This is a genomic window from Undibacterium sp. WLX3042, assembly GCF_049544825.1.
Taxonomy (GTDB): domain Bacteria; phylum Pseudomonadota; class Gammaproteobacteria; order Burkholderiales; family Burkholderiaceae_D; genus Undibacterium.
The window spans coordinates 3,768,368-3,790,733 of the sequence record NZ_CP186698.1 but is presented as its reverse complement, the minus strand read 5'-3'; the positions used below and the strand labels follow the sequence as shown (position 1 = coordinate 3,790,733).

The following is a 22,366-nucleotide window of genomic DNA, read 5'->3' as shown; positions in this document are numbered from 1 at the left end:
CAAGGTTCTTAAACGACTGCATTATCCGTTGCCTCCAAAGGTCAGCCTTTGTCCAAAGCTGAACAGTTTTATAGTTTAGCTTTTTAATTTTCCGGACTCTCGCCACATTTTTTGTCCGTTCTACCTTATTGCGACACAACCAATAATTGCCCTATATATTGTTAACGTGATTTTAAATGTCAAAAAAACAAAATCTAGACTGCGCCTAGGGGCGCACAAGAAAAACTAGGCTGAGCCTATCCAAAAGCCAACCCGCCGACCCGCTTTAGGCGGGCGGTGAACCGCGAGGGGTGCTTCGCTATACGCTCGCATCCGCCATCCCGTTTTCTACGAAAACGTGCGGATTGCCCCCTCTCTCTCGTTGTTTCACCCCGTCCGAATTGGCTTGCATGAAGGAGAGTTAGCCGAGGTCTGGGGTTATTTTTGAATTTCGCTTTTAAAAGAGTTTTTAAAAAACACAAGCGAAGCGCGTAGAAATACACCCGTATTAACCCCTGCTTCGCAGGGGCGCGTAGCGATTTGCGCAGCAAATTTGAACGGAGACAACCAGCGGGCGTCAGTGTCAGTAATTTGTATACTGGGCGTTATGTCTAATTACCTTGTTCTTTTTCTTCTCTTTGCTTCCCATTTATCTAGTCATCGTTTAATCTATTATTTAGTAAAAGCATGCTTAAAGGTGAAAAAATGGGAACGAATCAAAATACTATCGACCAAACCACATTAGAACGCCTCGTCGAGGCCGGGGCTGTACGTGGTGCATCGATCATCGGTCAGCCAGGTGGCTGGGGTGTGGTGATCCAGTATGGCATGACTGAGCGTGCACTGGCCGCCAAACGTGGTGCTATCCGTAATTTTGCGCGGTTTGAAACCCTGGTCAGTTATTTGAAGAAGATAGGGATCGCCAAGTATCAAGTCGATGCTACCCAATATGATTCAAAGACCGTCAAAGCCGAGCGTTTCCGTGGTGATGCTGCCGACCGTATGCGCCTGGCACATCAGGCCGCAGCGCATGATAAATGGTTTCGTGCGCAAGTCGAACAGGCTTTACAGGAGGCGGACGATCCTAAGACGATTTGGCTATCGAATGAAGAAGTCAAAGCGAACAGTGCAGCGCGTCGCGCAGAATGGCTCAAACGCGCTCAGCAAGCTGCAGGGAGTGACGCTTGATTCTGGTGTGGCTGCCTTCTGCCAGCATAACCAGAGACGCACAACTGGACTACATTGCCAAGGAAAGCCTAACAGCCGCTATTAGCCAGGATGCAGAGATAGAAAAACAGGTTGATTTGTTATTGAAGCACCCTGAGATGGGGCGACCAGGACGAATCAAAACAACCCGTGAGTTGGTGATTGGACGAACATCTTTTGTTGTCGCGTATCGCGTGAAAGATGATCGGATTGAAATTTTACGGGTGCTGCATGGCGCGCAGCAATGGCCAACCAACATTCAAGAAATGTTAGATACGCTAATCAAGAAAATATGAAGTAAGTATAATTATACTCATTTGAGTTTTAGAATATAATGAGTATATGAAGCTTATAATATTCCAAAGGATTGTATGAAGGTCATCGCTGTTTTGAACCAGAAAGGTGGATCTGGTAAAACAACCATCGCAACGCACCTGGCTCGATCCTTACAGCTGCTGGGCAAGTCCGTTGTTTTGATCGATAGCGATCCGCAGGGATCTGCTAGAGACTGGGCTGCGTCTAACGCGAACCAAGTTGTTTCTGTCATCGGCATTGACCGACCAACAATCGAAAAAGATCTGAAAAGTTTAGCGAAAACAGACTTTGCGATTATCGACGGAGCACCACAAGCAGCGGATTTAGCCGCATCAGCTATCAAAGCGGCTCATTTTGTTTTAATTCCTGTCCAGCCTTCACCTTACGATATCTGGGCCGCAAATGACCTGGTTGACCTGGTCAAGCAAAGAATTGAAATAACAGATGGTGCTCTCAAAGCTGCATTTGTGGTTTCGCGGGCAATCTCAAACACGAAATTGGGTGCGGAGGTCGCTGAAGCTTTGGAAGGATATGGATTGCCAGTGCTTTCGAGTCGAATTCACCAGCGAGTTGTTTTCCCTTCGACGGCCGCAACGGGCTTAACTGCGTTTGATATTGATCCAAAATCTGATGCATCAATAGAATTCTTTGATTTAGCGGAAGAAATAACTCAATTGATGAAATGAGTATTTGAGTAAAGGTGTATAATGATGAAAAACAAAACAGGTTTATCGGCTGGGCGGCCATCTCAAAATTTGTCGAAAATCAATATGGCAGATGAAATTGAGATAGAAAAAGAAGTAAGAATTAACATTCAAGTTACACCTGCAGAACGCAGCAAAATTAAGATTTACGCAGCTAAAAAAGGTACGACGATCACAGATTTATTCAAAAAATTCATCGCTGATTTAGATGAGTGAATACTTAAATGAGTAAATGATGTTGTGAGTATTTGAGGGCGTATTAAAAGCGGTTAAATAGTGTGTTGGAGCACACTATTTAACCTAACCAAAACTAACGGTTGTGTCGCAATAAGCGGATCTGGTAAAGTTTGGTATGGACGATTTTCGCAAAAGCCTCATCAAAAGTACCCTCTGGAAGGTTCTTAAACGACTGCATTATCCGTTGGACTCCAAAGGTCAGCCTTTGTCCAAAGCTGAACAGTTTTATAGTTTAGCTTTTTAATTTTCCGGACTCTCGCCACATTTTTTGTCCGTTCTACCTTATTGCGACACAACCCAAAAACCTGGGGGTGTCGGTGCCGACCCTGTACCGCTGGATTCCGGCCTCGATGCGTGCGTAATGCAGTTGTGATCTGTTTTTCGAGACGACCTGGAATTCCCCAATGAACAGTTCACCAGAATGTCAAGCGCAAGCCCTGATGACGCTGGAAGGCGTCAGCCAGACTTACCGTATTGGGGATCGAATAATTCCCATTTTAAGAAATATCTCCTTAACTCTCTGGCGGGGTAAAACATGCGCCCTACTCGGTGCGTCAGGGTCGGGCAAGAGCACGCTGCTTAATATTCTGGGGCTGCTTGATCGACCGCTATCCGGTCGATTCCAGTTCGCCGGCCAGGACATGCTTACTGCAAGCGTGGATGAACTGGCTACGATTCGCAATCGCGAGATCGGGTTTGTTTTCCAGTCATTCAATTTGTTGCCGCACCTTACCGCATTGGACAATGTGGCCTTGCCGTTAACATATCGTGGAATGTTGCGTCACGAGGCACATGCGTATGCACTAGACCAAATGCGGCGAGTAGGTCTGGCAGGCCATGCTGCGCACCGGCCCGGGCGGCCCAGCAATTGCTGCTGTGGCGGCGAAGATGGAGGTGGCGGCGAGCAGTTTCGGCAACAATTTCATGGATTACTCCTTACGGTTGGTGAGTTAGTAGTGTTTTCTGATTTTTGGTGGAGTTCATTGGCTTGTTGCGGGCTTTGCTCGAATAGCATCTCGATCAAGCTCATGGGGTCTTTGCCTCTACCTTCTGCCTGGTGGGTGCGGTAGTTAAAGTCCAGATCGATCTTGGACTGTAGGTCGCTGGCATAATCTTTGGGATATTGCGCCTGCTCGATGGCAGGCAGTTCCTTGAAGTGGTCAAGTACGGATTTGAAGAAATTGGTCAGTTTTCCCGTGCTGTTGTATTCGGCCATGGCTTGGGTTGTGACCTTTACACGCCATTCTTCTTCTTGACGATCGGCTTCATAGGAGGCCGCTCTTCGTTCATTGACTGTATAAGTCCCGCTATCGTCATAAATGATGTTCGCCAATTGCTCTCGTGATAAACCGGCAAATGGATTTTTCTCAGAGGTTCCGCCTCTAGCCGCACTATTAACGTACTCCGTCGCCTGCTTGGCTCTGGCCAATAATTCTGGGTCGCTCGTCTTAGGCACTTCACTGTCGTGTTTGGCCTTGTTGGCGAAGTAAGCATCACCCTGTATCTGGCTCAAAGCGGTTTTTGCCTTGTCCGCCAATTCCGAACGGGTGAGTGTCTTATCCCGCTCTTCGGCACGGCTGGCGCTCGCTGCCAGTTGTCGGGCCAGTGTGGAAATCGTCAGTGAGCCACCTTGGGTGCCCGATGTGCCCGAACTTTCCGTAGCGTCGGAAATCGGGTCGGTTGCCGAAGCCGCCTTGAATGCTGCCGCGTTGCCTATCTGGGCTGTGGAATACGAACTAATTGAGCCGATCATAACTGCCTCCGTGAGCCTAGGATCTAGCAATCCAGACCGATAATATCATAACGCCATAAATGACGACGGATTTTTAGGCGTCAATTCAGTGCATCGAAACTCCCTGCTGCCCAGCGGAGTTCTGCCCAAGGACGTGGCCAAAAACCTCGGCGTGTCCATTCCGATCTTATAACGCTGGATACCAGCCTCCGCGCATGCTTAGCGTACGATTTTTTCCGTTTTCTGAGACGACCCCCAGTACGTTCCATTCCTCGTCAGTGATGGTGATTTCCATAGGTGTCTTTCTCCTTGTGATGGAGCCTGGCTGCCTACAGCCCAAGCTCGCTATGCGAGCCGAGACGGACGAGTTGCAACACAGCGTCGTCCGGTTTGCGATAAATCAACACCAGGTCGGGCTTGACGTGGCAGTCCCGGTGATCCTTCCAATCGCCGGTCAGCGCGTGGTCACGGTGTTTCTCGGCCAGCGGTTGGTCGTTCGCCAAGTCGGTCACGATGGCGACGAAATCACTTGCCAGCGTCTGCCGATGCGGGCCTTTGGCTTCGCGCTTGTAGTCGCGTTTGAACTGGCCGGTCTGTTCAATCGTCCGCATTCAAGTCCGCCATCAAGTCCTCGACGGTAGCGAACGACTTCAGGCCGCCACGGCGCGCTTCCTTCATCGCCTCGATGGTGGTGGCGTTTGGCACCAACGGCTCGAACGGCAAGGCTTTCTCGCGGGCGACGCGGGTCAGCATGATGCGAAAGGCGTCCGACACGGTCAGCCCCATCGCCGCCAGCACGGCGGTGGCCTCTTCCTTGATGTGCTCGTCGATGCGGGCACGGACTACTGCATTTGCAGACATGGTTTGATCCTCCGGATTAATGAGCTACATTGTAGCCCATATTTGCACAGAGCGAAGTAGGCATACTTTGCCCGACATGTCGTAAAACAAATGTTTTGCGACATATCTGCAACAGTCCTATGCACCAACCTCTGGATGGCCTCAAAATTGTGGGTTGTGTCGCAATAAGCGGATCTGGTAAAGTTTGGTATGGACGATTTTCGCAAAAGCCTCATCAAAAGTACCCTCTGCAAGGTTCTTAAACGACTGCATTATCCGTTGACTTCAAGAACTGCTCATTGCCGACCATACCGATCTTGGTCACACCAAGACGCTGTGCCGAAGCCATCACCGCCGCTACCGACTTGTACGGCACCACCGCATTCGGACGCAGATGCACTTCCGGTTGATTCGGCTGTGCCGCCACTTCACTGAGCTTCGCTTCGAGTTCGTTGCGGCTCGCTACCGCCACACCGTTCCACAATACCGTACCGTCAAAGTCAACGTCGATATTGATCACGACCGGTGGTTCTGTCGGCTTACTCGGGGTGTTCGTCGGCATGTTCAGATTCACGGAGTGATTCTGAATCGGGATCGTGATGATGAGCATGATGATCAGTACCAACATGACGTCGATCAACGGCGTCATGTTCATCTCTATCATCACTTCAGGATCGGCGGAGGAGCTGCCGGAGCCTATTTGCATTCCCATATCTGGTCCTTTTCCTTAATTCCGTGGTGGCGGTTCGATCACGAACCCGACCTTGGTGATCCCGGCGCGCTGGGCAGTCAGGATGGTTTTGCCAACGAATTCGTAACGCACATTCTGGTCGCCACGAATATGGACTTCCGGTTGCGGTACTTTGACGGCTTCGACCTTGAGTTTGTCAAACAAACCTTCGGTGCCGCCTGGCAGCGGTCTCATACCGCCGTTCCAGTAAATGTCGCCGTCTTTGCTGATCGATACGGTGATGTTTTCTGGTTTGGTTTTGTAAATCTGGTTGCGTTCTGCCGGGAGCTTGAGTTTGACCGTGTCAGTAATCACCGGGGTGGTGATGAGGAAGATGATCAATAAGACCAGCATGACGTCGACCAGCGGGGTGGTGTTGATGGTGCTGTTGACTTCGTCTTCGCCATCACCATCGTTGCCGATTGCCATTGCCATAGTGTGTTCTCTTTCAGATTACACGCCGGTGCGCTGGGCTACCGGCGTTGTGACTTGAGTCTTTATTACCTGTGACTGTGTGTCTTGTGTGCCGTCTTATTTCTTGGCAACTTTGCTCATGCTGCCAGACAGAACGACGGAGTGCAGATCGCCTGCAAAGGAGCGCACTTCTTCCATCGCAGTTTTGTTACGGCGAACCAGGAAGTTGTAGCCCAGAACTGCTGGAACCGCCACTGCCAGACCGATCGCGGTCATGATCAGCGCTTCACCCACAGGACCCGCTACTTTGTCGATCGATGCCTGACCGGACATACCGATCGCTGTCAGCGCATGGTAAATACCCCAGACTGTACCGAACAGACCAACGAATGGTGCAGTAGAGCCAACAGTCGCCAGGAAGGCCAGACCATCTTGCAGACGGCTTTGTACTTTGTCGACAGCGCGTTGGATGGACATGGAGACCCAGGTGTTCAGATCGATTTGTTCCAGCAGGGCGCCTTCATGGTGTTCTGAGGCTTTGATACCGGAATCGGCGATGAAGCGGAATGGGCTGCCTTCTTTGAGTGCAGCGGAACCAGCTTGTACGGAAGCAGCTTTCCAGAATTTAGCAGCTTCTTTGGCCTGGCCGGAGAGTTTGACCTGGTCGATGATTTTGGTGATGAGGATGTACCAGCTGCCCATGGACATGATGACCATGATGATCAGTGTGCCTTTGGCAACGAAGTCACCTGTTTTCCAAAGTGCGTCTAAGCCGTATGGGTTTTCAATCACTTCTTTGGCTGGTGCAGCAGCGATGTCGCCGGCAGGGGCTGCAGGAGCAGCGGCGTCAGCAGCAGGTGCGGAAGCAGCAGGTGCAGCGGAGGCAGCAGCGGAAGCTTCTTGTGCGGAGGCTGGAGCGACGGCAACAGCGGCAGTCAATGCCAGGAGAGCTGCAGCCAGAAATGCGGAGAAACGGGTTTTCATTATGGTGCTTCCTTTAATAACAAATATAGAAGGTTGGTGTTGCTTACGACTGTTTTTGTTGTCACCTCATTCAGGTCTGTGTGGCCCTGGACGAGGATGACGTTTGTAATTCATGCTGTTTTCCGGGTAAAGCAGGAAGTCAGAGAGGTATAGCCGGGGACGCTGACTTCTTGCTTTTGCCTGAGATCCGGATTAATCCAGTTTCCACACGTACTGCACTTTCGTCCAGGTCTGTTGTGGTTTGCCATCGACGGTACCTGGTTTGTTTTTGCAGGAACCAGACAGCAATTGGGTACGGACAGCGTTATCGAGACCGCGGTAGCCACTCGATTTGTCGATCTTGACGTCTGCTACGGAGCCATCGGCGCCGATCAGGACGGAGAGAACGACGGTACCGGTTTCTTCATTGCGCAACGAAGCGCGTGGGTACTCGGGTTTGCAGCCAGCGACGTTGAAGTCGATGACGCCGGGTACGGTCACTGGGCCGGTTGCTTTCGGTGCTTCTGCCACAGGAGCCGGTGGTGCTTTGCTGAAGACCGGGTTTTCAGGTTTGACGTTGGATACGGCAGAGATGGTGTTCTGCGGCTGTACCTGTGGTTGCACCTGCACTTCCGGCGGCGGAATAAATGGTGGCGGTGGAGCCAGCAGTTTCGGCGGTGGTGGCGGTGGCGTATCTGGCGGTGGTGGCGGCGGCGGCACTTCTTCGACGATTTTTGTCTCTAAAGGCTTTTGCACGATTTCGATGAGCTGGGTACCCAGGCCATTGAGCAGTGCGTACACCAGCACTACGTGAAACGCTATGACCAGCCCTATGCCCAGGAACTTCTTGCCCGGCTCTTGCTGGCGATCTGAAAAATCCATTTCTTCCGAGTTTTGCTTCGCATCGTTGTGTGCGTCAGCAGCAGAGAAACGAGATTATGAAGCACTTCACTCTCACTGTCAACTCCCTTCACGCTTCAGATCCGCTTTTTCTGCCGGATGTAATTTTGCTGTCTCGCAATTCCAGTATTTACAAAGACAAAGGGATTCGTGCTTTACATACAAGACTGACACTACACTGAGAATAGCCGCACCGGAAATCTGGGCAGATGCATTAAACTATGTCGCTGACGAAAGCAGACACAGGCAATATGATGATTTGGGATCACCCACAACCGTTTACTCTGAAATTAACTCCTGCCAGTGACGATATAGATGGTCTTCAGCACACAAACAATGCTGTGTATGTTCAGTGGTGTGAAGTGATCGGCTGGGCTCATTCAGAACAATTAGGACTCAGCCTCAGCAACTATCAGGAATTGAATCGCGCAATGGCGATACGCCATGCTGAATACGATTACTTATTACCTTCAGTTATAGGCGACGAACTCATACTCGGCACCTGGATTGTTGCCAGCGATGGGAAATTGAACATGGAAAGACGTTTTCAATTAATCAGGAAAGCAGATCAGGCGATCATTATGCGCGCCTCATGGCATCTGGTTTGCATAGAAATCAGCACCGGCAAACCGAAGCGTATGCCACCGGAATTTTGCAACATCTATTTGCCGGCAGTCACAAAAATGGTTACCCATGGCAACGACACTAAATAAAATTATCAATTTCACATAAATTTACTTTTTACAAAAGTATTCTATGTAATCCTGAAAGAAATTGATGATCAAGAGCACTGCAGAGGTTTGCTATTGATCAAAACAAATTCTGGACGCAGTTGTTAGATTCAGTTCAGATATACGGATACGCTGCTTGGTGAAACGAATTTTATTTAAATTATTTCGCCCAATAACACACTGCTCACTACAGAAAACAATAAAAAGAGGACTCCCGACAACACAGATGCAGACAGAAACAGAAAAGTAACTGAATCGGCGCATATACCTCAGTAAACATTTTTTAAGGTTTTTTTATGTTGATTCACACACCGACAATGTTTTTGGTGATCGTAACGACCAGCTTTACACTGGCATTGGCAATCGCGTGGATTTCGTACCGCAAGAATAATGCCCTGTTTAATCCGCTGTTCATATGGTCATCAGCGTTGGCTCTTCATGGCGCAGCCTATTTATTATTCAGCGTGCGCAACAACATCAATGAAGCACTTTCTATTATTGTCGGTAATTCATTTCTTTCTGCTGGCTTTGCGTTGTTCGGGGAGGCACTTTACCGGTTTCACGATAAGCAACCAAATCGCTGGAGCTTATGGGCGCCGGTAGTATTTATCGCTATAAGTTTCAGCATACTGCTGGAACAACAGCAAATTCGTCTGGTTCTCAGCGCCCTCGTCTTCACCCTGCAAAGTGCGACGCTGCTGGTATTCGCCATAAAAATGCGGAGTATTACAATCGGACGAGGTCAATATATTATTGAAACAGGGCTGATCTCTGTCATTGCTGCGATGATGTTGCGAGAGGTCAGTTTTGTGATGGGAACGATCAAATTAACATCCATCGCAGAATCTAACTCTCTCCAAAGCTATACGTTTATAACGGTGCTGGCGAGTCTGCTATTACTCTCAATCGGGTTTGTCCTGATGACGCACGAATATGCAGAAAAACGGGCGTTGGATAATCAGGCCTTCACAAAATTCAGTAATAAGATACTTGATTTGCTATCACTCAACCGTCCTCTGGATGAGATTCTGAATGCGATCGTAAATGGTATTGAACAGCTGCATCCAGAAATGTTATGCAGCATCCTACTGCTTGATAAGCGGGGCAAATTTCTGCATCACATTGTCGCGCCCAGTCTGCCACAGTTTTACAATAATGCGATTCAAGGTGTTGAAATAGGCTTAGGCGTTGGCTCTTGCGGTACTGCTGCATACACCAAGCAACGCGTCATCGCAGAGAACATAGCAACGCATCCCTACTGGGCTTCCTACAAAGAACTGGCGCTGAAAGCAGGACTGGCTTCATGCTGGTCGCAGCCGATATTATCCTCAAATCAGCATGTACTTGGAACGTTTGCCATTTATCACAGGCAAGAACATGCACCTGAGAGTAATGATATTGAGCTTATCGAGGCAGTTGCAAAACTAGCCAGCGTTGCTATTGAACGCAGTTCCGCCTTAGAGCAACTCAGAGAAAGTGAAAAACATTATCGCTTGCTCATCGAAACTGCGAACGAAGGTATTTGCGTCATCAACGACAGCATCTTGCGTTACGCCAACCCCAAGCTCTGCGAACTGACCGGGTATGACGCAAACATACTGACAGACAAATCTATTATCGACGTCGTTTATCACGAAGATCAGGCGATGGTTCTGGAGAATCAGAAGAAATTACGCCTTACAACAGTCAGCGATCTGAAATATGCCATTCGCATTTCGACCAGACACCGGGGCGTTCGCTGGTTTGAATTAAGTAGTGTTGCGTTCGATTGGCACGGTGAGAATGCCAGCCTGAATTTTCTGACAGATATACATGATCGCAAGCTGATGGACGAAAAAATTCAGCAACTCGCCTATCTCGATACACTGACACAGCTACCTAACAGACGTTTGCTGATAGAACATCTGGTAATCATCCCGAAAATTAACAGACGCTAAAAGTAGAATTTTCTCGTATGATCAACGCAGGAGATTCTTGATGAAAACATCCAAATTCAGTGACAGCCAGATACTGGCTACCAACGGATAATGCAGTCGTTTAAGAACCTTGCAGAGGGTACTTTTGATGAGGCTTTTGCGAAAATCGTCCATACCAAACTTTACCAGATCCGCTTATTGCGACACAACCGGCGTTCAAGCGCTAATGCGTCAGCTTGAGCTATACCCTATCCCAAAAAGTCGGAACGGTTCACTGCCCGAAGAAGGTCTTCATACGAGTACATGAACCACTCCTAAAAGGAGTCCAAGATTTTATCCGCCCCCCCCCCTTGGTCAATATTGAGTGCACGCCAACACGCTTGAACTTCACGTCAGACCTCAAAGTCAACCCGCTTGCGGACATCTAGGCCTGATTTGCTCGTCAGCCACTCAATGAGGCTCTGAACGTCAAAAAATCTCGTGAGATGGTCAGGCAATGTCGCCTTGCTGGGAATATCGCCCCCAAATCCAACCGCCAATTGCTTGGCGAGTTCGGGCAGATCAATCTTGTCGACGGTGTAGATGGTGGATACATCGCCTCCAAACGAGCTTTGCGCTGCTTCACTGTGGTCGTATAGCTCGACCTCGATATCTCCGTTGTCCATGACTCGGACGAATCCAGACGTTCCGCGCAGTGCCCCCCTGTATGTTCAACCAATGTCCTTCGCGCGCCTTGGGGGCGGTTATTACACTCCCCGGCCTTGCAGCATAGGCCTCATCAAAGGCAGCAAGCATCTGGTGGCTGACCTTCGGCAAACCATCGACCACCTGCTTGGCCCAATCAAAATACTCTTGTCGCCGCGCCAGAGGCCAGTCGGCAGGCGGGGCCGCTGCGATATCCCGAAGGTTGCAGGTCTTGTCTGCCAACTTCACCAATGCGGCTCCTAGGCTCTTGTGGGGCGCATGCTCCACTTGCAGCTCTTTGCGCCGACTCTTTGGGAGCGCCTTATCATCCGTAACTTCCATAACGATGCTCGTCACCGCATCACCGAACCGCTCACGTAGTTCGACTTCGCTGGTCTCGGTGTCCTCCAACGTGTCGTGAAGAATGGCAGCACGCAACACATCCAAGTCATCTACTGCGCCAACGGTCGCCAGCATGTGGGCTAATGCAATCGGGTGATCGGTTGCGCGGCAAACCTCGTCCTTCAGGGCGGGGTCAAGAGCGCGGACGGCGAAGCCGTCCGGTTTGGTGCGTCTAGTGTGGTGTTTGCTGCTGTTCGATGTACTGCCGGATAACGGCAATCGGTGCGCCACCGCAGCTACCGGCAAAGTAGGAAGGCGACCATAGCGCACCGCCCCATAGCTTCTTGCGGATGCTCGGGTAGTTCTTCTTCCGAATCATGCGGCTGGAAACGCCTTTTAGGCTGTTGACCAGATTGGAAACGGAAACCTTGGGCGGGTAGTTCACCAGCAAGTGTACATGGTCATCCTCGCCGTCGAACTCCACCAGCTCCGCTTCAAAGTCCCTGCAGACGCTGGCTAACATGGGGCGCAGGTCGTCAAGAATCTCTTTTGTGAAGACTTCGCGGCGATATTTTGTCACAAAGACCAAATGCACGTGCATCAGGAAAACGCAGTGTCTTCCGTGTCGGATATCGTTGTCATTGCTCATAGACCAAACTATAATTGAAGTATGCAACGCTTACAAGCCTACAAATACGAACTGATGCCCAACGGCGAACAAGAGCGCGATATGCGCCGCTTCGCCGGGTCATGCCGGTTCGTCTACAACAAAGCGCTGGCAATGCAGCAGGAGAACCACGAGGCGGGCAACAAGTTCATTGGCTACGTCGCCATGGCGAAGCAATTGACCGGGTGGCGCAATGGTCCTGACACACCTTGGCTGAAGGAAGCGCCGTGTCATCCGCTGCAACATGCCTTGAAGGACTTGGAGAAGGCATACAAGAATTTCTTCGAGAAACGCGCCGACTTTCCAAAATTTAAGCGCAAGGGTAGCGGTGATACTTTTCGCTACCCCGACTCGAAACAGATCAAGCTCGATCAGGGTAATGGCCGCATCTTCCTTCCCAAGCTCGGCTGGCTGCGTTACCGCAACAGCCGCGATGTGCTGGGCGAGGTGCGCAATGTCACCGTGAGCCAATCGGGCGGCAAGTGGTTCGCGTCGATTCAGACGCAACGCGAAATCAAACAGCCGCTGCCAACCGCGACGACGGCCATTGGCATCGATGTCGGCATCTCCCGGTTTGCCACGATGAGCGACGGTGCTTTCATCGGGCCGCTCAACAGCTTCAAGAAACATCAGCAACGCCTTGCGCGCTACCAGCGCCGCATGAGCCGCAAAGTCAAGTTCAGCAGCAACTGGAAGAAGGCGAAGGCCCGCGTCCAGAAGATTCATACCCGTATCGCCAATGCCCGGAAAGACTTCCTGCACAAGACCACAACGACGATCAGCCAAAACCACGCGCTCGTATGCATTGAGGATTTGCAGGTACGGAACATGTCCAAGTCTTCCAAGGGCAACAGCGAACAGCCAGGCAAGATGGTGAAGCAGAAGTCCGGCCTGAACCGCTCCATTCTCGATCAGGGGTGGGGTGAATTCAGACGTCAACTGGCGTATAAGGTGGCTTGGCACGGCGGTATGTTGCTGGCCGTGCCGCCGCACCACACCAGCCAGACATGTCCGGCTTGCGGCCATGTGTCGAAAGATAATCGGCAAACACAAGCAAAATTCCTGTGCGTCGATTGCGGTTACGAAAATCACGCCGATATGGTCGGTGCGATCAATATTTTAGAGGGTTGTGTCGCAATAAGCGGATCTGGTAAAGTTTGGTATGGACGATTTTCGCAAAAGCCTCATCAAAAGTACCCTCTGCAAGGTTCTTAAACGACTGCATTATCCGTTAGAGGAAGGCCCACCATCTGCAACGCGCGGGCCATTCCCACTTCCTTGATCTTGCGGGCCTTGGCAAACCGGCGTTTGAGGTTGACATGCTCGAAGGCTGCGAGCGGGCTTTCGATGCCGTGTCGCTCGCAGTCACGCGCAAGCTGCTTGGCGTCGAATTGGCCCCAGCTCCCCCAGGTTGCGCCCTGAGCCTGATGCCGTTGGGCGAAGCTGGCCAGCCGTGCCGCGACCGCTGGAAACAACTCAGCACCGTCCACGTCGGCCTGCTGGATGTTGGTGAGCTGCCGACAAAATGGGGTGAGTTGAGGCCACACCACCGGGCGCACCAGCGCCTGAAACTGGTCGAGTACGGTGCCCTCAGCCGTGGCCCACACCGCGCCGATCTCGATGATCTCCATGTCCATTGTTGGGAGGCCATCGCCCTCGTCGCAGGTGGCCTCAAGGTCGATGACGAGGATTGGCTGCAAGCCTGCGTTTCCATCGTTGGCTTGCAGGTCTGCGAATAACCCATCCACCGTTGTCAAACTCTGTCCGTTGCCGGATTCCAGTTCGGCAATCGCATCAAGGGTCGTTTGCTGCCCCTCCTCTCCCGGCCCGACCTCCCGTAGCCGTCGCTCCAAGCGGTCACGTAGCCGAGGCAGGTTGATGATCCAGCCGCGCCGCACCGTCTCGGCGGACTCCAGCAGCTCGGAGGGATGAACAGCGAAGTATGCATCGGCGGCCTGAGACAGGCGCTGACGGGCGTCATGCAGGTGTCGGCCCAGGATCATTCCGGCTACGCGACAGACGTTCGCTTCCGCTGGCGTGCGCGGCGAGTCCAGAGCGCCAGTCGCGATCATGGCGCAGCATTTCAGCATCGCGGCTTCGTTGTCGCGGGCTGTCATGGGATGCGCCTCTGAGCGATTGCTGGTGGCATTTTTCCGATTTGCATCTCTGACACTGGTGGCCACCAGCGACCGGCTTTCGCGTGCGCAATGTGGCCGGGTGTTAGCTGGATCGCATCGAGGTATGAGGACTGCCACCAATCGACCCACTGCATCAAGTCAGCGCAGGACGCGCTACGCGCGACCTGCGGAATGGTCAGCACGTCAGCTATCGCGTCGGCCACGGCCAACGCGGCGGTCATGTTGCCAACGGCCGCCGTGAGGCGAACGCGCGCCGAAGGCGCGGACAGGCCAAGATTGCTGTCAGTGACCACCAGCTTGTCCCGGTCAGTCTCGGCCCAGCCTTCGGGCTGGTCATCGACGGCGATCCAGTCAGTGATGCCCGCGCGATCCACGTAGCGGCGGATTTGCTGGTAGCGCGTGGACGTGTCCCACCATGTGTCTCTGCCCAGAGGGCGGTGCTCTTCGTCGGTAGCCATCCCCGAGTGCCAAGTGGCTCCAATAACCCGCTGCTTCAACTCGGCAGGCAGGTAGTCTCGGGCGCGGGCGTACCGCAGCTCGCGCGCCCAGCTCGTACTCAGAACGATGCGAACATGCTGCGCGCAGGCCAGCGCGTCCACCAGGTAGCCAGCCCACATGAATAGCTCGCCATCGGCGCGCAGCACAGGCCGTCCGCGCTCCAGGTAGGCCGCGTCGGGGTGGAGCACCCCATCGAAGTCGAGAAAGAGGATCACGGAGTCACCTCGATCCCCAGCGAGCGCATCAATGCCCGTTCGCCTTCCGACACGGCTGGCCAGTCGATCCTGGCCAGCGCCGACTCGTAGATGTACCGACACGCTCGCCCGTCCAGCCTCGTCGCTTCGGTGCGCCCTTGGGCCAGCGAGGCAAGCACAGGGAAGTCGGCCAACCGATACAGCGCGTGCATTGCGGCGGGATCGGTCATGGTTGCAGGCCCTCCGCCCGGCTGTCGCGGTGCCAGCTACCCATCACCCACTGTTGCCAGTCGGTCAGCCATGCGCAAGGGCCTACGTCCGGCACAGCGGGGGCTGCACTGCCACGCAGTGCCTGCTCGAACTGGTGACGCCAAGGTGCTGGAATGTCAGCCAGTGCGATGTAGGCGTAGGCGGTGCTGGTGCCCATGTGGCGCACGGGCACGGCTGCAATCAGCTCGTCGTGTGTCATGGTTTCGCGGCGACGTGGAGTAGCGGCAATGTCTGGTGCCTGACCGCCGCTTGTTGCGAGCCGGGCGCGAGCATCGGCCGCGATCTCGTCGCCGGTCGGCAGGACATCGGCGAGCACGTCGAGCAGCGACTGCCCTCCCCTTCTGTCCAGATGCCGGGCCTGCATCCCGAAGGCCTGCGGCCCATCGAAGTCGCAGCGCTTGCTGTCACCCACGAAAACCGTCTCGGCCGGAGCGCAGCCCAGCTCGGCGCACGCGAGCCGGTACATCGTCGGGTGTGGCTTGGCCACCCCGACCTCATACGACAGCACGTAGGCGTCCAGCTCGGGCACGAGGCCGCGCACGGCCGCGCCGTACTCATAGGCGAGGTTCGAGCACACCGCCAAACGCAGCCCTGCTGCCCGTGCCTTGGCGAGCACGTCCGCCACCTCGGGGAACAGGCGCAGGCCGGACAGCTCTTCGGCCAAGTCGGGCAGCATCAGGTCGAGGTTGTCCCCCGCGCCAATCTCAGTGGCGAGGGTCGCCAGCGGCACATTGCGGGTCAGGCAGGCGAGCCGATCCACCGGCCGCCCGTCCGCATCCACGAGGCTGCCATAGGGGGCCGTGCGCGTTGTGTAGCGGATCAGTGTGCCGAAGGCGTCGAAGATGATGGCTTTGGTTGTTCTCATATATGTATATACCTACCTATATACATACCTACTCGAACAACTCGCGCTCGAACTCGACGCCAGCCACCACCAGCGGCTCGCCGCTGGGCCAGCGCTTGGGCGGCTGGTGATCGCTGATGACCTGCACGTCGGCAACGGATAATGCAGTCGTTTAAGAACCTTGCAGAGGGTACTTTTGATGAGGCTTTTGCGAAAATCGTCCATACCAAACTTTACCAGATCCGCTTATTGCGACACAACCTCTAGAGGTGCGAATGCATCGCGCCCTTTTTTTTGTTATAAAACTATGTTGATTATCCTAATAATCAACATAGTAAAATTAGTTCATTTTTGAGCTATACTTTTTCCGAGGTAAATGTCGCAGGGTCTCTTTTCCCTTGAAAATCAAACACTTAATTTCGAAATTCACTTAACTCTGAATTTTGTTCAGCTAACTCTGAATTTTTCTGTTGTGTAGGTTCTCAAAATTCCTGCAAATATTCTCATATGGTGCAAAAATTTCGAATAAACAACTGGAGACATGGAGGCAGTCAAAGTTAACTACAATCAAGATCCTATTTTTATAATCGAAAATGTAAAATTCATACAATCATTCTATTGTTTGTGGAAATCAAATCTTCAAATTTTATTGAGCTGAGATTGAAAATCCTTGTGTCGGTGGTTCGATTCCGCCACGGCTACCAAGAACATCCTTGAGGAAACGCCGGTCCATGCAGATCGGCATTTTTGTTTCCGGCGCAATGCGCCCTTGTGTCCGGCCTATTTCCGGTGTCGTCCCTCCATCGAACTCGCTCCTTCACTTCTCCCTCCTTCTCTCATCCGAGACCGACTATGAGATCAAATTTAATTGGCTAGGCTGCGCAGCGATACTCCTGTCAAACGGCGTATAGTTATGCAATCTATGACGGCCGCCACGAGCAAGACATGCCCACAGAAATCGATCCCATCAGTTCACTCGCATTTTCAATTTCTGCCAACAAAGGAGTTTATGCGCTTCTACTAGGGTCCGGTGTTTCCCGCTCATCAAAAATTCCAACCGGTTGGGAAATTACATTGGACCTAGTACGAAAGGTCGCAGCATTGCGAGGTGCGGAATGCGAACCTGATCCATCAGCATGGTATTTTGCGACGTTTGGGAAACAACCAGACTACTCTGAACTACTTGATGTGTTGTGTAAGAGCCCTGCAGAACGCCAGCAGCTTGTCCGAGCATATTTGGAGCCCTCAGATGAGGAGCGGGCTGAAGGGGATAAACAACCCACGCCAGCGCATCGGGCCATCGCGAATCTTGTAAAGGCTGGCTTCGTCCGCGTAATTCTGACGACAAATTTTGACAAATTGACTGAACTTGCTCTACATGACGTTGGCGTCGTTCCTACAGTCTTAAGTTCTGTAGATCATATTGCAGGTGCTTTACCGCTCGTACACACAGCTTGCACAATTATAAAAATTCACGGCGATTACCTTGACACTCGGATTCGAAATACAGCCAGTGAGCTTGCGGAGTATCCAGAGGAATTCAAGCACCTGCTTGACCGCGTATTTGATGAGTACGGCCTAATTGTTTGTGGATGGTCTGCTGAATGGGACGATGCGTTGCGCGCCGCGCTTGTTCGCGCACCCTATCGGCGGTTCTCGACGTACTGGGCGACTCGCGGTGATCCTGGCATACAAGCGCAAGACCTGATTAAACGCCGAGCCGCACATATCGTTCCAATCGGCGGCGCGGACGCTTTTTTTTCAAAGCTAGGCGAATTGGTAACCATACTTGAATCATTTTCTCAGCCGCATCCCTTATCTACAGCCGCCGCCGTCTCCAGCTTGAAAAAGTATCTATCTGAAGAGAAATATGCCATTCAGCTTGACGACCTTGTGTCAGAAGAGACGAATCGAGTTCTCAATGTTATACATGGTCAAAAATTCGACATGAGTCAGCGCGACCTAGATAGCAAATCGCTGGGTGATCGCGTCTATGCTTACGAAGCTGTATCAACGACGCTGGTTGAAATGGCGGCCGTCGCTGGCTATTGGGCAAAACCAGACCAGTTAAAACCTTGGTTGCGATCCATCGCCAAGATCGCACAACGCAAGCATGACAGTGGCTTGACGGCGCTTATCGAATTTCAAAGATACCCAGCGTGCTTAATCGCTTATGCTTTGGGACTAGGAGCAGTCGCCTCAGGAAATCTAAACGTCCTTCGCGAACTATTTTCCATTAGAATTGTAAAGGAACACCGGAATGACGTACTTGCTGTCGTCGCCCTCAATCCGATTGCAATGTTTGAGCGTGGCACGGCGACCGCAAAGCTCCTTCCAGGAAAAGAACGTCACTATCTGCCATTAAACTCATGGCTTGAAGACTATTTTGCTCCGCTTGGCGATCGCCTTTTTCAGAGCGATCAAGAATATAGAAATGGCTTTGACGAGCTGGAATTCCTTTGGTCGCTCGCGTATGCCCATTCGATACGTGCCAACGACTGTCATTTTTGGGTTCCGTTTGGAAATTTCTTTTATCGCTCGGACAAGTATAGCCAGCTCATGAAGGAGTTTCGTGATTCGCTTACGGAGGCAGGGGACCAGTCGCCCTACGTCCTGTCCTCAATCTTCGGAACGTCGGCTCAGCAGTGCGTGGAGATTCTAGACAAGATTGAACCAGTTGCTGTCGAATGGAGTCGCCATCGCTGGTAAGGCGCGGCACGCAAGCAAGACAAAAAATGATCGGACGAGGTAGCGACATACAAACGGTATTTAATCAGCCACTCTTTAATATTTTTTTGTTGAAGAGAGTTCGTGAATTTTGTGATAAGTGACAATTGCGATAGTCATTTCAACCAACTGTCAACAACGTAGTGAGATAACGATAGTTTATTTTTGGGTGTGGCTTGGTAAACACTTGATTTGACGGGTATAGTTGAATGAAGTATTGATGACATGTAGGAGGACGTGTAAGAAATTCTGTGTGTGCGGGGCCGGGTTTTAGTTAATCGCGTTGGTGAAGCGTTCGCCAAACATGATGGCAAACTGATTGGCCGCCAGCTTCCAAGTGCGCAACGGATAATGCAGTCGTTTAAGAACCTTGCAGAGGGTACTTTTGATGAGGCTTTTGCGAAAATCGTCCATACCAAACTTTACCAGATCCGCTTATTGCGACACAACCAATTCATCGACTGACCGAATCCCATCCCACAAAGGAAAAACTATGCCAAGCCTGACCTTGAACCGCGCCGACATCGAAAAATTCGCCGCATTTATCAACGCTCACGCGATCAAGCAAATTTTCATCGCCAAGGATCATGGCGCCTATGTCGGCGCCAGCATCGGCGAAAAAGCGAACTGCATTTTCTACTTCGCCGGATGCGACCCCAACAAAGACAAGGATTACTACGACACGTCGCACTCCAAATTTGGTGGCGATGATTTTGGCGAACACCTCGACGCGAAAGCTGTCACTACCGCAGCCGCAGATGGACGCGTGAAGTCGCTGAAATTCACGATTACGGCGACGACGATGAAAGTCGAGTGCTTCCGCTGATCTTTGTGGCCGGGAACTGTTTTGGCAATTCCCGGCCGTTGGCAGCTGCATGGCAAAGGTGATTTAGGGCGCTGAAGTGACTTTCGCGCGCGAAAGTAGGGGCAACATCCAGACTTCGGCCCGGCAAACTTACCGTCACGCTGTCGAGGTCAGCCGACTCCGCAGTTGACGATTCAATTTCACGAACTTACCATACATGGTTGACATGCCATACATGCAGATCTATACTGGTATCTTCGAACAGGAGGCAATATGACTGCGGTTTTCAAATCCAAGGCAAGGGGGCCAGCCGGTGCCGAATTGTTCGGCCAATTGGGCGCACTCTTTACCAGTCCGAAAGTGCCGACGACTCGCCGTGTCTCGGCGGAGCTTCAAAAATCACTCTCGAGATTGCATGGCCGAGTCAGCCTGGAAGAATTGATAGCGCTGCGGGAGACTGTGCGATCGCTTGCTTTGTTCATCGACAAAATTGAGCCTGATGCATCGGAAGCAGCGCCAGACTTTGAGACGGCTAATTTGGCGGCCGCTCGCAAAGAAGATGAGATCGCGGCGCGAGCACTGCGAACAGCGCAGACCCATTCGCGCGAGACCATGAGCACCTCGGAGTCCGTACGCGAAGGCGATGCTTTGATCGCGCAGGCCAGCGCCAAATCGAATGCGACGGTGGCCAGCAGAATCGCCAATGGCGAATTCCTTACATCGGGGGAGTTGCAGCGGCTGCTCGACATTAAGCGGGCCTCGATCAGCGGCGCCGTCAAAGCGGGACGGATGTTTGCCGTCGTCGGGCCTTCAGGAGACAATTACTACCCCGCCTACTTCGCCGATGAGACCCTTGATCGCCGAGCACTGGAAAAGGTGTCGAAGACACTTGGTGCATTGCCAGCCTTGTCCAAGCATCACTTCTTTACTGCTCGGTCGACCTTGCTCGGAGCGACCCCGCTAGAGACATTGCGCAAAGGTCGTGTGAGTGATGTACTGACCGCAGCTGCCGCCTTCGCGGAACGGTGAAATGGCCCATACTTCAAGACTAACCGCGCCGTCCAAGCATCTGAGCACTGTCAAACTGGATATTGAATACGTTGATCCTTCAGCCCTGGTGCGCGTCTCGCGCCATGACACCGGTGAGCCATACTTCGGACGCAGTGGAGGGTGCCGGTTTGATGACCCGCTCAAGTCATTCGGCACGTGTTATCTCGGATTCAATCTTACTGTGGCTTTTGCCGAGTCCGTACTACATGACCTATCCCCCGTCCGCGGCGGGTTCCGCGTACCGGTCACTGAGGTTTCCGGTCGATTCGCGTTAGCGTTTAAAGGGCCAAAACTTAAATTAGCCAAACTGTACGGCACATCACTGTTACGGTTGGGCGGCAATGGCGAACTGAGCGGGACCGCACGGTACCGCCTGCCGCAGGCGTGGTCTGCAGCCATCGAAGCGCACCCGGATGCGGTGGATGGCTTTTTGTATATGTCCCGCCGTGTCAACAATGAGCTGGCCGTGGTGTTATTTCATCGCCCCGGCAGTGCCCCCTCGCCGATGATGCTGCAGCACGCTGTGCAGTTGCATCACCATACCAGCTTCGTTGACGTCATAAATGATCTTGGAATAACGCTGACATAGCTATGGCGGGCCTGCCACGGTCCCTGAGCCGCGCGACATTTTCCAGTACTGAAGTGACTTTCGCGCGCGAAAGTAGGAAGGTCTGCCCCAGCTGCCGTCGCCGGTGCAACCGGGGCGGGGCAAGCACCAGGGCATCTATGGAAAATACACCGCCGGACACACTCCCGCATCGGTGCGGGGCGTCGCACGATCATAGTGTGATTAGCGGAAACTGTTCAGCAGATATTGCAACTACCATGAAATCTATGTATCTTGGCCAAGAGGCAACAATCACGTTATCGAATTGGCAAATCTTTTCTCTATTAGAATTTTTCTATGTTCACTCAGTTGTGAAGGTCAGTAAATATGTTCGGATTTTTTAAGCGGCAAAAACCTAAATCGCATATCGTTCAGCAAATTGAATTAAAGGGCCTCGATCAAGTTGCTAGCGACATTGTTGGCGGGTTGATGCGGCAACTGAGTAAGACTGGGTATATGTTCAATTTCATTCTTGCCGAGCTGGATGGCGCATCTATGGGAAATGACAAGGCGAAGAAATTTGCCCAAGAAAGCGGCATCCCTGAGTCAGAATATAAGGGGGCTCATTTGTACGAGCATCCGTTGATCGACGGTCCCAACGGGGCGAAAACGCTGATGGATGCAGCTTGTTTATCGATGCTGGACCAACCCCAGCTTATGGTGGATTTTCGGCTTGCAGTGCTGGACAAATTGATGCGTCAGGTTGAAGTCGGGAAGTACAACGATGATTGACAGCGGTAGAAACGCAGTCAACAAAAGGGAATTATCAGCCCGCCGACAGAGAGAGATCAGTGGTTGTGTCGCAATAAGGTAGAACGGACAAAAAATGTGGCGAGAGTCCGGAAAATTAAAAAGCTAAACTATAAAACTGTT

27 protein-coding genes and 3 pseudogenes are annotated in these 22,366 nt (G+C 52.1%); 14 read left to right on the top strand and 16 right to left on the bottom strand.

All coding sequences use genetic code 11. The annotated features are described in order from the left end of the window. Positions 1 to 684: 684 nt before the first annotated feature. The 5 genes and pseudogenes from ACPAOP_RS17355 to ACPAOP_RS17335 all read left to right on the top strand — a co-directional run. Positions 685 to 1,167, top strand: coding sequence for a hypothetical protein (locus ACPAOP_RS17355; protein ID WP_423708832.1), 483 nt, complete (start codon positions 685 to 687; stop codon positions 1,165 to 1,167). Positions 1,168 to 1,172: 5 nt separating this feature from the next. Then, entirely contained in the window at positions 1,173 to 1,481 is a 309-nt protein-coding gene (locus ACPAOP_RS17350; RefSeq protein ID WP_423710039.1) for a type II toxin-antitoxin system RelE/ParE family toxin, read from the top strand. Positions 1,482 to 1,556: 75 nt separating this feature from the next. Next, the gene (gene parA, locus ACPAOP_RS17345; RefSeq protein WP_423708831.1) at positions 1,557 to 2,186 is read left to right on the top strand and encodes a ParA family partition ATPase; all 630 of its coding nucleotides are present in this window, start codon (positions 1,557 to 1,559) and stop codon (positions 2,184 to 2,186) included. Positions 2,187 to 2,210: 24 nt separating this feature from the next. After that, positions 2,211 to 2,420: a hypothetical protein gene (locus tag ACPAOP_RS17340; protein ID WP_423708830.1), complete on the top strand. Its 210-nt coding sequence runs from the start codon at positions 2,211 to 2,213 to the stop codon at positions 2,418 to 2,420. A 425-nt stretch (positions 2,421 to 2,845) separates the two neighbouring features. Next, positions 2,846 to 3,268 (top strand): annotated as a pseudogene (locus ACPAOP_RS17335) (ABC transporter ATP-binding protein); the annotation flags it as partial. Here the strand turns inward: ACPAOP_RS17335 and ACPAOP_RS17330 are convergent. Both ACPAOP_RS17330 and ACPAOP_RS17325 read right to left on the bottom strand, forming a co-directional pair. Next, on the bottom strand, positions 3,245 to 3,367 hold the full coding sequence (locus tag ACPAOP_RS17330) for a hypothetical protein (RefSeq protein ID WP_423682383.1): 123 nt from the start codon (positions 3,365 to 3,367) through the stop codon (positions 3,245 to 3,247). The pseudogene ACPAOP_RS17335 and the gene ACPAOP_RS17330 overlap by 24 nt on opposite strands. Then, a complete protein-coding gene (locus ACPAOP_RS17325; protein WP_423708829.1) occupies positions 3,364 to 4,194 on the bottom strand; it encodes a hypothetical protein in 831 nt (276 codons plus the stop codon). The genes ACPAOP_RS17330 and ACPAOP_RS17325 overlap by 4 nt, the downstream gene beginning before the upstream one ends. A 103-nt stretch (positions 4,195 to 4,297) precedes the next feature. On the opposite strand from ACPAOP_RS17325, the pseudogene ACPAOP_RS17320 reads away from it, so the two are divergent. Then, positions 4,298 to 4,366: pseudogene (locus ACPAOP_RS17320) on the top strand (recombinase family protein); the annotation flags it as partial. 136 nt (positions 4,367 to 4,502) lie between these two features. On the opposite strand, the gene ACPAOP_RS17315 reads toward ACPAOP_RS17320, so the two are convergent. The 6 genes from ACPAOP_RS17315 to ACPAOP_RS17290 all read right to left on the bottom strand — a co-directional run bounded on the left by ACPAOP_RS17315 (position 4,503) and on the right by ACPAOP_RS17290 (position 8,002). Then, on the bottom strand, positions 4,503 to 4,784 hold the full coding sequence (locus ACPAOP_RS17315; protein ID WP_186886052.1) for a type II toxin-antitoxin system YafQ family toxin: 282 nt from the start codon (positions 4,782 to 4,784) through the stop codon (positions 4,503 to 4,505). After that, a complete protein-coding gene (locus ACPAOP_RS17310; protein WP_186886053.1) occupies positions 4,771 to 5,034 on the bottom strand; it encodes a type II toxin-antitoxin system RelB/DinJ family antitoxin in 264 nt (87 codons plus the stop codon). Before ACPAOP_RS17310 ends, ACPAOP_RS17315 begins: the two co-directional genes overlap by 14 nt. 238 nt (positions 5,035 to 5,272) lie before the next feature. Next, a complete protein-coding gene (locus ACPAOP_RS17305) occupies positions 5,273 to 5,725 on the bottom strand; it encodes an ExbD/TolR family protein (protein WP_423708828.1) in 453 nt (150 codons plus the stop codon). A gap of 15 nt (positions 5,726 to 5,740) precedes the next feature. Continuing rightward, complete coding sequence (locus tag ACPAOP_RS17300) at positions 5,741 to 6,178, bottom strand: ExbD/TolR family protein (RefSeq protein ID WP_423708827.1); 438 nt, start codon at positions 6,176 to 6,178, stop codon at positions 5,741 to 5,743. 96 nt (positions 6,179 to 6,274) lie between these two features. Further along, positions 6,275 to 7,141: a MotA/TolQ/ExbB proton channel family protein gene (locus ACPAOP_RS17295; protein ID WP_423680275.1), complete on the bottom strand. Its 867-nt coding sequence runs from the start codon at positions 7,139 to 7,141 to the stop codon at positions 6,275 to 6,277. Between the two features lie 192 nt (positions 7,142 to 7,333). Continuing rightward, positions 7,334 to 8,002 (bottom strand): energy transducer TonB, encoded by a 669-nt coding sequence (locus ACPAOP_RS17290; RefSeq protein ID WP_423680273.1) that lies wholly within the window; start codon positions 8,000 to 8,002, stop codon positions 7,334 to 7,336. A gap of 272 nt (positions 8,003 to 8,274) precedes the next feature. Here ACPAOP_RS17290 and ACPAOP_RS17285 point away from each other — a divergent pair, with 272 nt between their 5' ends. Then, positions 8,275 to 8,733: an acyl-CoA thioesterase gene (locus ACPAOP_RS17285; protein ID WP_423708826.1), complete on the top strand. Its 459-nt coding sequence runs from the start codon at positions 8,275 to 8,277 to the stop codon at positions 8,731 to 8,733. Positions 8,734 to 9,047: 314 nt separating this feature from the next. Then, positions 9,048 to 10,688, top strand: coding sequence for a GAF domain-containing protein (locus ACPAOP_RS17280; RefSeq protein ID WP_423708825.1), 1,641 nt, complete (start codon positions 9,048 to 9,050; stop codon positions 10,686 to 10,688). A 371-nt stretch (positions 10,689 to 11,059) separates the two neighbouring features. Here ACPAOP_RS17280 and ACPAOP_RS17275 read toward each other — a convergent pair whose 3' ends face one another. The 3 genes and pseudogenes from ACPAOP_RS17275 to tnpA all read right to left on the bottom strand — a co-directional run bounded on the left by ACPAOP_RS17275 (position 11,060) and on the right by tnpA (position 12,342). Beyond that, the gene (locus ACPAOP_RS17275) at positions 11,060 to 11,332 is read right to left on the bottom strand and encodes a hypothetical protein (protein WP_423708824.1); all 273 of its coding nucleotides are present in this window, start codon (positions 11,330 to 11,332) and stop codon (positions 11,060 to 11,062) included. 91 nt (positions 11,333 to 11,423) lie between these two features. Beyond that, positions 11,424 to 11,984: pseudogene (locus tag ACPAOP_RS17270) on the bottom strand (HD domain-containing protein); the annotation flags it as partial. Further along, the gene (gene tnpA, locus ACPAOP_RS17265) at positions 11,926 to 12,342 is read right to left on the bottom strand and encodes an IS200/IS605 family transposase (protein WP_176804534.1); all 417 of its coding nucleotides are present in this window, start codon (positions 12,340 to 12,342) and stop codon (positions 11,926 to 11,928) included. The gene tnpA and the pseudogene ACPAOP_RS17270, both read right to left, overlap by 59 nt. 21 nt (positions 12,343 to 12,363) lie before the next feature. On the opposite strand from tnpA, the gene ACPAOP_RS17260 reads away from it, so the two are divergent. Then, a complete protein-coding gene (locus ACPAOP_RS17260) occupies positions 12,364 to 13,575 on the top strand; it encodes an RNA-guided endonuclease InsQ/TnpB family protein (RefSeq protein ID WP_423708823.1) in 1,212 nt (403 codons plus the stop codon). Here the strand turns inward: ACPAOP_RS17260 and ACPAOP_RS17255 are convergent. The 4 genes from ACPAOP_RS17255 to ACPAOP_RS17240 are packed head-to-tail and all read right to left on the bottom strand — an operon-like array spanning position 13,572 to position 16,325. Next, positions 13,572 to 14,477, bottom strand: a complete 906-nt coding sequence (locus ACPAOP_RS17255; protein WP_423708822.1) for an exonuclease domain-containing protein — start codon at positions 14,475 to 14,477, stop codon at positions 13,572 to 13,574. The genes ACPAOP_RS17260 and ACPAOP_RS17255 overlap by 4 nt on opposite strands. Further along, positions 14,474 to 15,211 carry an HAD domain-containing protein gene (locus ACPAOP_RS17250; protein ID WP_423680238.1) on the bottom strand — a complete coding sequence of 246 codons (738 nt, stop codon included), beginning with the start codon at positions 15,209 to 15,211 and terminating at the stop codon, positions 14,474 to 14,476. The genes ACPAOP_RS17255 and ACPAOP_RS17250 overlap by 4 nt, the downstream gene beginning before the upstream one ends. Continuing rightward, the gene (locus ACPAOP_RS17245) at positions 15,208 to 15,420 is read right to left on the bottom strand and encodes a hypothetical protein (protein WP_423680237.1); all 213 of its coding nucleotides are present in this window, start codon (positions 15,418 to 15,420) and stop codon (positions 15,208 to 15,210) included. The genes ACPAOP_RS17250 and ACPAOP_RS17245 overlap by 4 nt, the downstream gene beginning before the upstream one ends. Continuing rightward, entirely contained in the window at positions 15,417 to 16,325 is a 909-nt protein-coding gene (locus ACPAOP_RS17240) for an HAD family hydrolase (protein ID WP_423680236.1), read from the bottom strand. Before ACPAOP_RS17240 ends, ACPAOP_RS17245 begins: the two co-directional genes overlap by 4 nt. Positions 16,326 to 17,249: 924 nt before the next feature. Between ACPAOP_RS17240 and ACPAOP_RS17235 the strand changes: the two genes are divergently transcribed. Next, positions 17,250 to 19,013: an SIR2 family protein gene (locus ACPAOP_RS17235; protein ID WP_423708821.1), complete on the top strand. Its 1,764-nt coding sequence runs from the start codon at positions 17,250 to 17,252 to the stop codon at positions 19,011 to 19,013. 288 nt (positions 19,014 to 19,301) lie between these two features. Here ACPAOP_RS17235 and ACPAOP_RS17230 read toward each other — a convergent pair whose 3' ends face one another. Beyond that, positions 19,302 to 19,445 carry a hypothetical protein gene (locus tag ACPAOP_RS17230; RefSeq protein WP_423710049.1) on the bottom strand — a complete coding sequence of 48 codons (144 nt, stop codon included), beginning with the start codon at positions 19,443 to 19,445 and terminating at the stop codon, positions 19,302 to 19,304. Between the two features lie 79 nt (positions 19,446 to 19,524). Between ACPAOP_RS17230 and ACPAOP_RS17225 the strand changes: the two genes are divergently transcribed. From ACPAOP_RS17225 to ACPAOP_RS17210, 4 genes are all read left to right on the top strand, one after another. Further along, positions 19,525 to 19,857, top strand: coding sequence for a DUF3085 domain-containing protein (locus ACPAOP_RS17225; RefSeq protein WP_423708820.1), 333 nt, complete (start codon positions 19,525 to 19,527; stop codon positions 19,855 to 19,857). A 252-nt stretch (positions 19,858 to 20,109) separates the two neighbouring features. Next, on the top strand, positions 20,110 to 20,865 hold the full coding sequence (locus tag ACPAOP_RS17220; RefSeq protein WP_423708819.1) for a hypothetical protein: 756 nt from the start codon (positions 20,110 to 20,112) through the stop codon (positions 20,863 to 20,865). Position 20,866: 1 nt separating this feature from the next. Continuing rightward, entirely contained in the window at positions 20,867 to 21,475 is a 609-nt protein-coding gene (locus tag ACPAOP_RS17215; protein ID WP_423708818.1) for an RES family NAD+ phosphorylase, read from the top strand. A 345-nt stretch (positions 21,476 to 21,820) separates the two neighbouring features. Then, positions 21,821 to 22,225 (top strand): hypothetical protein, encoded by a 405-nt coding sequence (locus ACPAOP_RS17210; protein WP_423708817.1) that lies wholly within the window; start codon positions 21,821 to 21,823, stop codon positions 22,223 to 22,225. Positions 22,226 to 22,366: the final 141 nt, after the last annotated feature.